A 13,568-nucleotide genomic window follows, 5' to 3' on the forward strand; every position below is an offset into this window, starting at 1 on the left:
CGGCACGCATGCCGGGCACGCTTCATCAATCCAGCATCTTACGAATCACGTAATGTAAAATGCCGTCGTTCTGGTAATAGGTCAGCTCGGTTGCCGTATCAATACGGCACCGGCAGTCCAGCACCTCGGTTTTCCCGTCCGCCCGCGTTAGCTTCACCGGCACCGTTTTACCCGGCTGCAGGTTTTGCAGACCGCTAATCTCAATCTGCTCTTCCCCGGTCAGCCCCAGCGTTTTACGCGTTACGCCCTGCGGAAACTCGAGCGGCAGGATCCCCATACCAATCAGGTTCGAGCGGTGAATACGTTCGAATGATTCGGCGATAACCACGCGCACGCCAAGCAGGCGCGGACCTTTCGCCGCCCAGTCACGGCTGGAGCCTGAACCGTACTCTTTCCCGGCAATCACCGCCAGCGGCGTGCCTTCCTGCTGATATTTGACCGCCGCATCATAAATCGACACGACCTCCGTCCCCGGCAGATGGCGCGTCATGCCCCCTTCCACGCCCGGCACCATTTCGTTACGAATGCGGATGTTGGCGAACGTGCCGCGCATCATGACTTCATGGTTGCCGCGACGCGAGCCGTAGGAGTTAAAATCACGGCGTTCGACGCCCCGGCTTTGCAGATAGCGGCCTGCCGGGCTATCGGCCTTGATGCTTCCCGCCGGAGAGATGTGGTCCGTTGTGACGGAATCCCCCAGCATCGCCAGTATGCGCGCGCCGTGGATGTCCTTAAGCGGAGCCGGCTCGGCCAGCATCTCATCAAAGAACGGCGACAGACGAATATAGGTCGAGTCATCCTGCCAGTCATAGGTGTCGGAGCCCACCACGTTGATGGTTTTCCATTCCGGCGTGCCTTCAAAGACCTCTGCATACTCTTTGCGGAACATCTCGGTTGAGACCTTTTCAACGGCCAGCGCGATTTCACGCGAAGAGGGCCAGATATCTTTCAGGTAGACAGGGTCATTCTTACGGTCGTGACCAATCGGATCGGTCACCAGGTTGATATTCATGTTCCCTGCCAGGGCATAAGCCACCACCAGCGGCGGCGAGGCGAGCCAGTTGGTTTTCACCAGCGGATGAATACGCCCTTCAAAGTTTCGGTTACCGGAGAGGACCGCGCCTACCGTCAGGTCACCCTGCTTGATCGCCGTTTCAATGGGTTCAGGCAGCGGACCGGAGTTACCGATACAGGTCGTACAGCCGTAGCCCACGAGGTTAAAGCCCAGCTCGTCAAGGTACGGCGTCAGTTTGGCCTGGGCCAGATAATCCGATACCACTTTGGAGCCCGGTGCCAGCGATGCCTTGACCCACGGCTGAGGTTTTAACCCAAGCTCTACCGCCTTTTTCGCCAACAAACCGGCCGCCATTAATACGCTGGGGTTCGAGGTGTTGGTGCAGGAGGTAATGGCGGCAATAACCACCGCGCCATCCGGAAGCTGATATTGTTGCCCGTTCAGGACATAGTCGACGGGACGGTGATCTTTCTGCGCCACGTTGACCTCCAGCGCATTGCTGGCGGCAAAGGCTTTTGGCACGTCGCTTAGCGCAACCCGATCCTGCGGGCGTTTCGGCCCGGCGAGGCTCGCCTCGACGCTTCCCATATCGAGTTCAAGCGTGCTGGTGAAGACCGGTTCATCGCCTGGGTTTCGCCACATGCCCTGCGCTTTGGTATACGCTTCCACCAGTGCGACCTGCTCTTCGCTGCGCCCGCTGAGGCGCATGTACTCCAGCGTCACATCGTCAATGGGGAAAAAGCCGCAGGTCGCACCGTATTCCGGCGCCATATTGGCAATGGTGGCGCGGTCGGCCAGCGGCAGCGAATCCAGACCGTCACCGTAAAATTCAACAAACTTGCCCACCACGCCATGCTTGCGCAGCATCTGGGTAACGGTCAGCACCAGATCGGTGGCAGTAATGCCTTCAGACAGCTTGCCGGTGAGCTTAAAGCCCACCACGTCAGGGATAAGCATGGATACCGGCTGGCCGAGCATGGCCGCTTCCGCTTCGATACCGCCGACGCCCCACCCCAGCACGCCCAGACCGTTGATCATGGTGGTATGGGAATCCGTCCCCACCAGCGTGTCGGGATAAGCAACCCACTCTTTATCCTGCAGTTCGCTCCAGACGGCTTTACCGAGATATTCAAGGTTAACCTGGTGGCAAATACCGGTTCCCGGCGGGACCACGCTAAACCGGCTGAACGCCTGCTGCCCCCACTTCAAAAATACGTAGCGCTCGTGGTTACGTTCCATCTCGAGACGCACGTTTTCACCAAAGGCATCGTCATCGCCAAAGTGGTCAACGGTCACGGAATGGTCAATCACGAGGTCAACCGGGGAAAGCGGGTTAACTTTTGCCGTATCCCCACCGAGGCGCTTAACGGCTTCACGCATCGCGGCTAAATCAACCACGGCCGGGACCCCGGTAAAGTCCTGCATCAGCACCCTTGCCGGGCGATAGGCGATTTCTCTGTCGGCATGGGCATGCTCAAGCCACCCTGCCAGCGCCTGGATATCATCAAGGGTGACAGAGTCACCGTCTTGCCAGCGCAATAGATTTTCCAGTAAAACTTTCAATGACTTGGGTAAACGCGAAATGTCCCCAAGCGTGTTGGCAGCCAGCGGCAGGCTGTAGTAGTGCCAGGTTTTATTTTCTGCCTGTAATGTATCCTTACTGGCTTCGCGTAGGGTTAACGACATAAGCTCCTCCTTAATCACAGAGATGCCCCGACAATCATCAGGGCCGTAATTAAAGATAACACAAAGATGTCGTAACGTTTTGATAACAACCCAAATTGATAAATTTAGGATTGGTCCAGATCGGAAAACAAAAAACCCCGCCGAAGCGAGGTTTTACAATTTAGTGGAGCGCCAGCCAGATGAGCTGGCTCCAGAACAGAATCGACACGGTAAAAACGCCGATCCATGACCAGTATTTGTGAGACGTCATGTTATTCATCATAGGGACACCAGGCATTATTTAAAAAAGTTCCGAGGTGAGTCCTCAGTGCTATATTGCTGATGTGTATTTATTAAAGAGTACAAAAGTGCAGAGTCGATATTCAGACTATTTGCACCATTACGCAATAAACTAAATTATTGTTTTTTGGGTTCGTCTTCCGCGAACACATCAATAAACGCTTGCTGCTGCGGCGTCAGTTTCCAGGACGCGGGTACAACAGTCGCAGGTGCTTTACGCCCTCTGCGGCCGTTGTCACGATGCTGACACATCTGTTTTACCGAAGCGGTACGTACCGTCACTGCCATATTTAACCCCAATATTTCCAGGCCAGGAGAGCAACCACTACCCAAAACAGGGTAGAGACGAGAAAGACCGCCAGCCAGGCTTTACGCTTGAGCGCAGGATCCCTTTGCGGTTCTTCACTTCCTGAAGGCATTGCTAACCTCATACAATCGACATCGCTTATCATTTAGGACCAAACAATTGGTACAATTAATCATCTGTTGAGATAAATCCTAAAGAAACTTTAGCCGAAAAGCCAGTGAATTTACGCACCGGGAGGTGTGAAATATTCAATCTTTTGACCAGAAATAAATAATTGAAAAGAAAAATTTGCGAAGGCGTAAATTAGTTTCTACTTTTGTCGCCAATTCACGACATTATAACCTTACGGATTAAATGGATAATGACATTATATGACAGGGGACATGTAGATGATGATAATTCTAATTTGGCTTTGAGGCGTTATTTCGGTATCTTTCCCTTAGGGAAAGATACCGGGTGTGATTATTTTTCCGGAAGTTTGATGTCTTTAAACATCTCTTCAATATCTTCGTTTGAGCGTAATGCCACGGCGGTATCAACCACATCACGCGTTAAATGCGGGGCAAAGCGCTGAATAAAATCATACATATAGCTACGCAGGAATGTGCTGCGACGGAATCCAATCTTTGTGGTGCTGTGGCTGAAAACATCGTGCGCATCAAGGCGCACCAGGTCAGGGTCTGACACCGGATCCACCGCCATGCTGGCAATGACGCCCACGCCCAAGCCAAGCCGTACGTAGGTCTTAATGACGTCGGCATCCGTCGCGGTGAAGACAATACGCGGCGTTAACCCTGCCCGATTAAAGGCCGTGTCCAGCTCGGAGCGTCCGGTAAAACCAAACGTATATGTGACCAACGGATATTGGGCGAGCTCTTCAATCGTCACTGACCCTTTCCCCGCCAACGGGTGATCGGGCGTCACTACGATCGATCGGTTCCAGTGATAGCACGGAAGCATCACCAGATCGTCATACAGATGAAGCGCTTCGGTGGCGATAGCAAAGTCTGCATTCCCCTTGGAAACGGCTTCAGCGATTTGCGTTGGCGAGCCCTGGTGCATGTGCAATGAGACGCGAGGATAGCGCTCGATAAAGCCTTTGATAACACCGGGAAGCGCATAGCGCGCCTGGGTATGCGTTGTGGCAATATACAGGGAACCTTTATCCGGCCACGTGTGTTCCCCCGCCACAGACTTAATGGCATCCACTTTGGAGAGCACTTCCCGCGCGATGCGGATAATTTCCTGCCCCGCGGGCGTCACCTGGGTGAGATGCTTACCGCTGCGGGCAAATATCTGGATACCTAACTCGTCCTCCAGCATACGAACTTGTTTGCTGATGCCCGGTTGCGAGGTATACAGGCCCTCGGCGGTAGAAGAGACGTTGAGGTTATGATTCACCACCTCAACGATATAACGAAGCTGCTGTAATTTCATGCCAGACCATCCGATTTAGCGCATGCGGTCAATCGCTTAAGACGATTTAATAATAAGAAACGGGTTAACTATAACCACTATATCATTTATAGCCTGACTGTATAGTACGGAACAAAAAATAATAACAGGGCAATAAAAAAGGGCCGGAGATCCGGCCCTTTTACAGGTAAGTTACGGTAAGGGAAGATTATTTCTTGCCTTCAACCCATTTGCCATCGACAAAGAAGGCGGACCATCCAGTCGCTTTACCCTCTTTCTCGGCCGCAACATACTGCTGCTTGGTTTTACGGCTAAACCGCACCACGGTTTTGTTGCCTTCCGGATCCTGCTGTGGCGCATCGGCCAGATAACGCAGCTTCTCAGGCAGACGATCGCGGAAGCGATAAAGCTCTTCCACCAGCGGGGCACGCGTTTCACGCGATTTCGGGAAGGTGTTGGCGGCCAGGAAGACACCCGCGGCGCCGTCACGCAGCACGAAGTACGCGTCGGATTTCTCGCACGGCAGTTCTGGCAGCGGAACCGGATCTTCCTTCGGCGGAGCCACTTCACCGTTACGCAGAATTTTACGCGTGTTTTTACACTCGTCGTTGGTGCACGCCATGTACTTGCCGAAACGCCCCATTTTCAGGTGCATTTCAGAGCCACACTTCTCGCACTCCACAATCGGGCCGTCATAGCCTTTAATGCGGAACTCGCCCTCTTCGATCTCATACCCGTCGCACGTTGGGTTATTACCGCAGACGTGCAGCTTACGTTTTGGATCGATCAGGTAGCTGTCCATTGCCGTGCCGCATTTTTTGCAGCGGCGTTTGGCGCGCAGAGCGTTGGTTTCCGCATCGTCACCTTCCAGCACGTTGAGAACTTCGTTCTCCGGCACCAGGTTGATGGTGGTTTTGCAGCGCTCTTTTGGCGACAGCGCGTAACCGGAGCAGCCAAGGAACACGCCCGTGGTTGCGGTGCGGATCCCCATCTTGCGGCCGCAGGTTGGGCAGTCGATGCTGGTCAGAACCATCTGGTTAGGCAGCATCCCGCCTTCTTCGGGATCTTTTTCCGCTTTTTCAAGCTGGTCGGTAAAGTCGCTGAAGAAGCTGTCGAGGACCTTTTTCCATTCCGCCTGATGGCTGGCAACCTGGTCAAGGCTGTCTTCCATTTGCGCGGTGAAATCGTAGTTCATCAGCTCGCGGAAGTTCGCTTCCAGACGGTCGGTGACGATCTCACCCATTTTTTCCGCATAGAAACGACGGTTTTCAACGCGTACATAACCACGGTCCTGAATCGTCGAGATGATGGACGCGTAGGTCGACGGACGGCCAATACCGCGTTTCTCCAGCTCTTTGACCAGGGACGCTTCACTAAAGCGTGCAGGCGGTTTGGTAAAGTGCTGAGCCGGGATCAGCTCAACCAGAGACAGTTCGTCACCTTTGTTCACCGCAGGCAGCGTTCGGTCCTCATCGCCTTTGCGCAGCGCAGGCATCACTTTCGTCCAGCCGTCGAAACGCAGGATACGTCCGCGCGCCTTGAGACGGAAATCACCGGCGCCAACGGTCAGCGTGGTGGAGTCGTACTGCGCCGGAGTCATCTGGCACGCCACAAACTGACGCCAGATCAGCTGATACAGCTTCTGCGCGTCGGCTTCCATGTCTTTCAGCGATTCCGCTAACACAGAGACATCAGAAGGACGAATCGCTTCGTGTGCTTCCTGAGAATTCTCTTTGCTGGCGAACTGGTTAGCGCTCTCCGGCAGGTATTTCTTACCGAAATTGTCGCTGATATAGCCGCGCACCATGCTGACAGCGTCCTGGCTCAGGTTGGTTGAGTCGGTACGCATGTAGGTGATGTAGCCCGCTTCATACAGGCGCTGGGCCATCATCATGGTTTTCTTCACGCCATAGCCCAGACGCGTGCTTGCAGCCTGTTGCAGCGTAGAGGTGATAAACGGCGCACCCGGCTTGCTGCTGGTCGGTTTGTCTTCACGTTCCAGCACCTGATAGCGCGCTTTTTCCAGCAGCGCTACGGCGGCCATGGTCTGGTCGCGGTTTTCTGGACGGAAAGGCTTATCGTTGTGATGGCTTACCTGCAGCGGCAGAGCGTCACCGCCCGGCGTGGTCACATTGGCGTCTACTTCCCAGAACTCTTCCGGCACGAAGGCTTTAATTTCGCGCTCACGCTCAACGACCAGACGCACGGCCACGGATTGCACACGACCGGCGGACAGGCCACGAGCAATCTTCTTCCACAGCAGCGGAGAAACCATGTAGCCCACAACGCGGTCCATGAAGCGACGTGCCTGCTGGGCGTTTACACGGTCAATATTCAGCTCGCCCGGCTTCTCAAACGCCTGACGAATCGCATTCTTCGTAATTTCGTTAAACACTACGCGGCTGTAGCGTTTGTCATCACCCCCGATCACTTCCCGCAGGTGCCAGGCAATGGCTTCCCCTTCGCGGTCAAGGTCGGTTGCGAGATAGATGTGGTCTGCTTTTTCAGCAAGCTGCTTCAGCTCGTTAACGACTTTTTCTTTCCCGGGCAGCACTTCATATTGTGCATCCCAGTTATGCCATGGGTTAACACCCATGCGGTTGACAAGCGCGCTACGTTCATCCTTTTTAGGCTTTTTAGCCCCTTTGGTGGAGGTAGAGTCTGCGCTCTTTTTGCTGGCTGAGCCACTGGTCGGCAAATCGCGGATATGACCGACGCTGGACTTAACCACGTAGTCATTACCCAGATACTTATTGATCGTTTTGGCTTTTGCCGGGGACTCAACGATGACGAGAGCTTTACCCATATTCACCTTTACCTAATTTAATTCTTCCAGGAATACGCCGCACGTTGATTTCCCTTCCGCTGACGACGAGCCAATGATATTGCGACTGTGTCAGGAGATATCAACCCCTTTGTCTTACCGGGCGTTAAAGAAAAGACACCCAGGTGATTGAGTTTTCGGGTATTTTTCTCACATCTCGTGTAATTCGTGACGAATTCCCGGTTGAATGTCAAGCAATTCTGTTGCCAGAATGACGAAAGCGCACACTCTACCTGATAAAATCCGTTACGCAACTTTATTAGCATGCAAAAGCAAATCCCGCCAGCCAGGCCCCTGTCCCTTACCCCCTCACATTACAGGGAAAATTTGCCCCCAAAGCGCCCTCGGCGTAGACTATTGTCACTGTTTAAGGAGTGGATTATGCAGAATACGACCCAACCTATTGACCGAGCCTCTCTGCTTATCGAAGCAAACAAGCTTATCCGTGACCATGAAGATACCCTGGCAGGCATCGAAGCCACCGGCGTAGAGCAGCGTAATGGCGTGCTGGTTTTCAGCGGCGAATACTTCCTTGACGAACAGGGGTTACCGACCCCGAAAAGCACCGCCGTGTTTAATATGTTTAAATACCTGGCCCATACGCTTTCCGAGAAATATCACCTGGTCGATTAATGCAAAACGCGAGGCATGTGCCTCGCGTTTTTGTTTAGAGCAGCGGTTTTTGTCCGCGCTGGAGCCAGCGCAGCAGCAGGCGGTCCGCGCTTTCCGCCGCGCTGTTGGTAAAGCGGTCAAGCAGGCGCTTGCGCTGGGTAAAGCGCACGCCCACCAGTTCACGACCTTCCATCAGGTTGAGCAGCAGATCGTCACTGGTTCCGACCTCATCCACCAGCCCTTTCTCCTGTGCCTGAACGCCGTACCAGTGCTCACCCGTTGCGACCTGTTCAATATCGAGCGTCGGGCGCATACGGTGCACAAAATCTTTAAAGAGGTGATGCGTTTCGTTGAGGTCTTCACGGAATTTCTGGCGCCCTTCTTCCGTGTTTTCCCCCAGCAGCGTCAGGGTCCGTTTGTACTGACCCGCCGTGTGAAGTTCGATATCAATCTCTTTGTTTTTCAGAAAGCGGTTAAAGTTCGGAATTTGCGCGACCACGCCAATCGAACCAATAATGGAGAACGGCGCAGCAACAATTTTGTCCGCCACGCAGGCCATCATGTAGCCACCGCTGGCCGCCACTTTATCCACGGCCACGGTGAGCGGGATCTGTTTTTCACGCAGACGCTGCAGCTGTGAGGCGGCCAGCCCGTAACCGTGAACCACCCCTCCCGGGCTTTCAAGACGCACGACAACCTGATCCTGCGGCGTTGCCACGGCCAGAACGGCTGTCACCTCCTCCCGCAGAGAAGCAACTTCATGCGCGTCCATACTGCCCTTAAAATCGAGCACATAGACGCGTGGCGCGGCCTTATCCTGCGGCGCATTAAGCTTTGCTTTTGCCTTTGCCGCTTTGGCTTCCTGCTTATGCTTTTTCTTCTGCGCTTTCAGCCAGAGTTTCTGTTGATGACTATCAAGCAGCGCCAGAGACATCTCTTCCTGCATCTCTTTATACTGCTCGCTCAGGCGGGTGATGCGTAACTCCCCACGCTGACGCTTGCGCTGCGTCAGGTTGACAATCAAAACGGCAACCACCGCAATGGCGATCACCACCGTCGCGATTTTGGCCAAAAACAACCCATATTGAGAAAGTAATTCCACGCGTTCCACCTTGATTTAACCACGAATCTTTCACGGCAGTGTACAACAGCGCTGCCCATGCGTCTCGCTCGTGACATTACCTCTGCGAGCCGCCTTCAGGAATCCCCGACCTGACGTTTAAATATTTGCAAATTGTTAATTTTACGGCAATGCGTCCTGTAGACTGATTGAATTATTAGGCTATTTCGGGCATAAAGCCGAAAAGTCATCACAAAGGCACCATTGCGTCATCGGTCGCCTGAGGAGTCACCGTGCATTATCAACCGCAAAAAAATCTGCTGCAAAACCGGATTATTCTCGTCACCGGTGCTAGCGACGGGATTGGCCGCGAGGCGGCCCTGACCTACGCCGACTATGGCGCAACCGTTATTCTGGTCGGGCGCAACGAAGAAAAACTGAAAAACGTCGCTCACGAGATTGAGACGGTATCCGGCAAGCCGGCACCGTGGTATACGCTCGATTTACTGACCTGCACGCCCGCCGTGTGTCAGGAATTAGCCCAGCGCATCAGCGCCCACTACCCAAGACTCGACGGCGTGCTGCACAACGCCGGTCTGTTGGGCGAAGTGCGTCCGATGGATGAACAGGATCCTGATATCTGGCAGCAGGTCATGCAGGTTAACGTTAACGGCACCTTCTTTCTTACCCAAGCACTGCTTCCTTTATTACTGAAATCCGAGTCAGGGTCGCTGGTCTTTACTTCATCCAGCGTTGGCCGTGAAGGACGCGCAAACTGGGGAGCCTATGCCGTATCAAAATTCGCGACCGAAGGCATGATGCAGGTGCTGGCGGAGGAGTACCAGAGCCGCCATCTGCGCGTAAACTGCATTAACCCGGGCGGTACGCGCACCAGGATGCGCGCCAGCGCCTTCCCGACGGAAGATCCGCAGAAGCTGAAAACGCCGGCAGACATTATGCCGCTCTATCTCTGGCTGATGGGCGACGACAGCCGCCGCAAAACCGGGATGACCTTTGATGCCCAGCCGGGCCGTAAGCCGGGAATTTCCCAATGAGTGAAGAACGTCATCAGCAGCGCCAGCAGCGCCTGAAGGAACAGGTTGATGCACGCGTCGCGGCAGCCCAGGAAGAGCGTGGGATCGTCATCGTCTTTACCGGCAACGGCAAAGGGAAAACCACCGCCGCGTTTGGTACTGCCACCCGCGCGGTCGGCCACGGGCAGAAGGTCGGCGTTATCCAGTTTATTAAGGGTGAATGGCCCAACGGCGAGCGGAATTTGCTTGAGCCTCATGGCGTCGAGTTTCAGGTGATGGCGACCGGCTTTACGTGGGACACCCAGAACCGCGAAACCGACACCGCAGCCTGTCTCGCCGTCTGGGAGCACGCGAAAAGAATGCTGGCCGATCCCTCACTGAATATGGTTCTGCTGGATGAGATCACCTATATGGTCGCCTACGACTACCTGCCGCTCGACGCCGTGCTGGATGCACTGAAAAATCGTCCAGCCCACCAGACGGTGATTATTACGGGGCGCGGGTGTCATCGGGATATTCTGGAGCTGGCCGATACCGTCAGCGAACTGCGACCGGTAAAACATGCGTTTGATGCTGGCATCAAAGCGCAAATCGGAATTGATTACTAAAAAAAAGCCCGGTGTCCTCACCGGGCTTTTAGATTAACCGTTGTTATTACGGCTGCCGGAGCGGCGGCTGCTGTTCACCTGGCTGTGACGCTTCACCGCACGACGAATCTGGTTCGCCTTCATGCGACGACGGTCTTTTTCTACCGCCACTTTAGAGGTGGTTTCCGGCGTCAGGCCGACCAGCTCGCGCAGGTAGTTGGTTTGGGTCAGATCCAGTTCAGTATACCCCCCGCGTGGCAGACCTTTCGGCAGCAGGATGTCGCCGTAACGGACACGGATCAGGCGGCTCACCTGGACGCCTACCGCTTCCCAGAGACGACGCACCTCGCGGTTACGGCCTTCGGTCAGGGTTACGTTGTACCACTGGTTAATGCCTTCCCCACCAGTAAATTTGATGGTTTTGAACGCCGCAGGACCGTCTTCCAGCTGAACGCCACGCGACAGATCGCGCAGTTTATTCTCGTCAACCTGGCCGAACACACGCACGGCGTATTCACGTTCCACTTCACGGCTTGGGTGCATCAGACGGTTGGCCAGTTCACCATCGGTGGTAAACAGCAGCAGACCGCAGGTGTTCACGTCCAGACGACCAACGGCAATCCAGCGCGCACCGCGCAGCTTAGGCAGACGGTCAAACACCGTCGGACGACCTTCCGGGTCGTTGCGGGTACACAGCTCGCCTTCCGGCTTGTAGTAAGCCAGCACGCGGCAGATTTGTTCGGCAGACTCTTTCACGGAGATAAGATGACCGTCGATGCGGATCTTCAGCCCCGGTACAATTTCAACGCGGTCACCCAGCGTGGCGATTTTACCGTCCACACTCACGCGGCCCGCTTCAATAATGGCTTCGATTTCACGGCGTGAGCCGTGGCCGGCACGCGCCAGCACTTTCTGTAACTTCTCGCTCATTGAGCTTCCTCAGGTGTCGCCTTCACAGGCGTCGAATCAGGTCAAAAGAGGGCTGAGCCCTGCTTTGATGGCCGCGTAGTATATCTGCTTATACCGTTACAAGAAAGGCTTTACATCGCCCACGCCTTCACGAATCACTTCCGGTGCATCTTCGGTTAAGTCGACCACGGTGGTCGGCTGCTGGCCGAGATAGCCGCCGTGAATAATCAGCTCGACCACCTTCTCGAGACGATCTTTGATCTCTTCCGGATCGGACTCGGTAAATTCACTTCCCGGCAGCATCAGCGAGGTAGAGAGCATCGGTTCGCCGAGGGTTTCCAGCAGCGCCTGCGCAATCGGGTTCGACGGCACGCGCATCCCGATGGTTTTACGTTTTTCCTGCAGCAGGCGGCGCGGCACCTCTTTCGTCCCCTTCAGGATGAAGGTGTAGTTGCCCGGCGTGTTGTTCTTAATCAGGCGAAACGCCACGTTATCCACATACGCATAGGTCGACAGCTCGGAGAGATCGCGGCACATCAGGGTAAAGTTATGGCCGTCCGGCAGCTGGCGAATACGGCAGATGCGTTCCATCGCCCCTTTATCTTCAATTTTGCAGCCGAGCGCGTAGCCTGAATCGGTCGGGTAAACAATCACGCCGCCTTTGCGGACGATCTCCACGGCCTGGTTAATCAGACGCGGCTGCGGGTTATCCGGATGGATATAGAAAAACTGACTCATACTTCCCTCTCTTCAATTTGCTGCGGCTGTTCCCAAAGCTGCCAGACCGGCTCAACGCCAGCGGGCAGCCAGAGCTTGCGCCCCAGTTCGATCCACGCGCAGGGCTGATGGAAATCAGACCCCTGTGACCCAAGCAGGCCGAACTGGCGGGCGTAGGTCGCGAGCTGCGCGCGCTCGTTGGGCGCCTGCTGACACTGGGCGACTTCCATCGCCTCACCGCCGCATTCGGCAAAGTGTGCCAGCAGTCTTTTCAGCCATTTAGCAGAAAGATTATACCGCCCCGGATGGGCCAGTACGGCCTTACCGCCAGAATGATGAATCACATCAATAGCTTGTTTTATTGTACACCACTGTGGCGGAACGTATCCGGTTTTCCCGCGCGCCAGATACTTTTTAAAAACATCCGCCATGGTCGTCGCTTTGCCCGCTTCGACCAGAAAACGGGCGAAATGACCGCGCGTGACCGCCCCGCCGTTCGCCAGCTTTTGCGCGCCTTCCAGCGCGCCCGGAATATGCGCCTTTTCGAGACGCTCGCCGATCATCTCTGCACGCTGGTTGCGGCGCGTTTTTTGTTCTTGCAAAAATGCCGTAAGTGCCGGATGGTCTATATCGATGTTCAGGCCAACGATATGAATCTCATGGTTTTCCCAGACGGTCGAGATCTCGACGCCGGAGACCAGATCCAGCGCCAGCCCGCTGCGGGCAATCTCAGCGCGGGCCGCCGGAATGGCATCGGTCGTATCATGATCGGTTATCGCCAGCGTGCCGACGCGCATTTCAACGGCACGATGAACCAGGGCTTCGGGTGTCAGCAGGCCATCAGAGGCCTGAGTATGGCTGTGTAAATCATAAATAATGGCGTAGGTGGTATCGCTCAAAGCACTTCCCATAACAGGTTGGAGACATCCGAAACCACCATGATACCGACTTAACGCGAAATTCTGAAATCAAGGGTTGACAACTTGCCATTGAACTAGTTAACTAGTACGCAAGTTCACACGAGAAAGGTATCTGAAAATGACAGCACATTTCACTCTGCACGGCTGGTGGCGTACTTCCTGATCTTCGGGCAGTGTCACGCGTCTGCGAAATGCAAACAGA

At 54.7% G+C, this 13,568-nt stretch carries 14 protein-coding genes and 1 other annotated feature (1 of these 15 only partly in view); of the genes, 4 read left to right on the forward strand and 10 right to left on the reverse strand.

Translation table 11 applies throughout. From position 1 onward, the window contains the following. Positions 1-25: 25 nt before the first annotated feature. The 6 genes from acnA to topA form a co-directional block, all read right to left on the reverse strand. Entirely contained in the window at positions 26-2,701 is a 2,676-nt protein-coding gene (gene acnA / locus ACMWKK_RS04650) for an aconitate hydratase AcnA (protein ID WP_112780109.1), read from the reverse strand. A 160-nt stretch (positions 2,702-2,861) separates the two neighbouring features. Beyond that, the gene (gene ymiC / locus ACMWKK_RS04655; protein WP_032623144.1) at positions 2,862-2,960 is read right to left on the reverse strand and encodes a small membrane protein YmiC; all 99 of its coding nucleotides are present in this window, start codon (positions 2,958-2,960) and stop codon (positions 2,862-2,864) included. A 137-nt stretch (positions 2,961-3,097) separates the two neighbouring features. Then, positions 3,098-3,268, reverse strand: a complete 171-nt coding sequence (locus tag ACMWKK_RS04660) for a hypothetical protein (protein ID WP_181663640.1) — start codon at positions 3,266-3,268, stop codon at positions 3,098-3,100. 2 nt (positions 3,269-3,270) lie between these two features. Then, positions 3,271-3,411: a YmiA family putative membrane protein gene (locus ACMWKK_RS04665; RefSeq protein WP_213327741.1), complete on the reverse strand. Its 141-nt coding sequence runs from the start codon at positions 3,409-3,411 to the stop codon at positions 3,271-3,273. Positions 3,412-3,749: 338 nt separating this feature from the next. After that, the gene (gene cysB / locus ACMWKK_RS04670) at positions 3,750-4,724 is read right to left on the reverse strand and encodes an HTH-type transcriptional regulator CysB (protein WP_008502814.1); all 975 of its coding nucleotides are present in this window, start codon (positions 4,722-4,724) and stop codon (positions 3,750-3,752) included. 187 nt (positions 4,725-4,911) lie between these two features. After that, a complete protein-coding gene (gene topA / locus ACMWKK_RS04675) occupies positions 4,912-7,509 on the reverse strand; it encodes a type I DNA topoisomerase (protein ID WP_112780108.1) in 2,598 nt (865 codons plus the stop codon). A gap of 399 nt (positions 7,510-7,908) precedes the next feature. On the opposite strand from topA, the gene ACMWKK_RS04680 reads away from it, so the two are divergent. Next, complete coding sequence (locus ACMWKK_RS04680; RefSeq protein ID WP_003856804.1) at positions 7,909-8,160, forward strand: YciN family protein; 252 nt, start codon at positions 7,909-7,911, stop codon at positions 8,158-8,160. Between the two features lie 34 nt (positions 8,161-8,194). Here ACMWKK_RS04680 and sohB read toward each other — a convergent pair whose 3' ends face one another. Then, positions 8,195-9,241, reverse strand: a complete 1,047-nt coding sequence (gene sohB / locus ACMWKK_RS04685) for a protease SohB (protein ID WP_161656413.1) — start codon at positions 9,239-9,241, stop codon at positions 8,195-8,197. Positions 9,242-9,492: 251 nt separating this feature from the next. On the opposite strand from sohB, the gene ACMWKK_RS04690 reads away from it, so the two are divergent. Together ACMWKK_RS04690 and cobO are read left to right on the forward strand one after the other, a co-directional pair. Next, a complete protein-coding gene (locus ACMWKK_RS04690) occupies positions 9,493-10,254 on the forward strand; it encodes a YciK family oxidoreductase (protein ID WP_112780920.1) in 762 nt (253 codons plus the stop codon). Then, on the forward strand, positions 10,251-10,841 hold the full coding sequence (cobO, locus tag ACMWKK_RS04695; RefSeq protein ID WP_112780919.1) for a cob(I)yrinic acid a,c-diamide adenosyltransferase: 591 nt from the start codon (positions 10,251-10,253) through the stop codon (positions 10,839-10,841). Before ACMWKK_RS04690 ends, cobO begins: the two co-directional genes overlap by 4 nt. A 33-nt stretch (positions 10,842-10,874) precedes the next feature. On the opposite strand, the gene rluB is transcribed toward cobO, so the two are convergent. The 3 genes from rluB to rnm all read right to left on the reverse strand — a co-directional run bounded on the left by rluB (position 10,875) and on the right by rnm (position 13,345). Continuing rightward, positions 10,875-11,750 (reverse strand): 23S rRNA pseudouridine(2605) synthase RluB, encoded by an 876-nt coding sequence (gene rluB, locus ACMWKK_RS04700; protein WP_032640985.1) that lies wholly within the window; start codon positions 11,748-11,750, stop codon positions 10,875-10,877. Between the two features lie 96 nt (positions 11,751-11,846). Then, positions 11,847-12,467 (reverse strand): L-threonylcarbamoyladenylate synthase, encoded by a 621-nt coding sequence (locus ACMWKK_RS04705; RefSeq protein ID WP_003856793.1) that lies wholly within the window; start codon positions 12,465-12,467, stop codon positions 11,847-11,849. Then, complete coding sequence (gene rnm / locus ACMWKK_RS04710) at positions 12,464-13,345, reverse strand: RNase RNM (protein ID WP_112780918.1); 882 nt, start codon at positions 13,343-13,345, stop codon at positions 12,464-12,466. The genes ACMWKK_RS04705 and rnm overlap by 4 nt, the downstream gene beginning before the upstream one ends. A 139-nt stretch (positions 13,346-13,484) precedes the next feature. On the opposite strand from rnm, the gene trpL reads away from it, so the two are divergent. Continuing rightward, positions 13,485-13,529: a trp operon leader peptide gene (trpL, locus tag ACMWKK_RS04715; protein WP_106993556.1), complete on the forward strand. Its 45-nt coding sequence runs from the start codon at positions 13,485-13,487 to the stop codon at positions 13,527-13,529. Further along, positions 13,506-13,568: a sequence feature (Trp leader region), on the forward strand (it continues 31 nt past the right edge of the window). (Overlaps the previous gene by 24 nt.)

The organism is Enterobacter sp. 01-M-03-SI-ECC (genome assembly GCF_047530215.1).
GTDB lineage: Bacteria > Pseudomonadota > Gammaproteobacteria > Enterobacterales > Enterobacteriaceae > Enterobacter > Enterobacter chengduensis.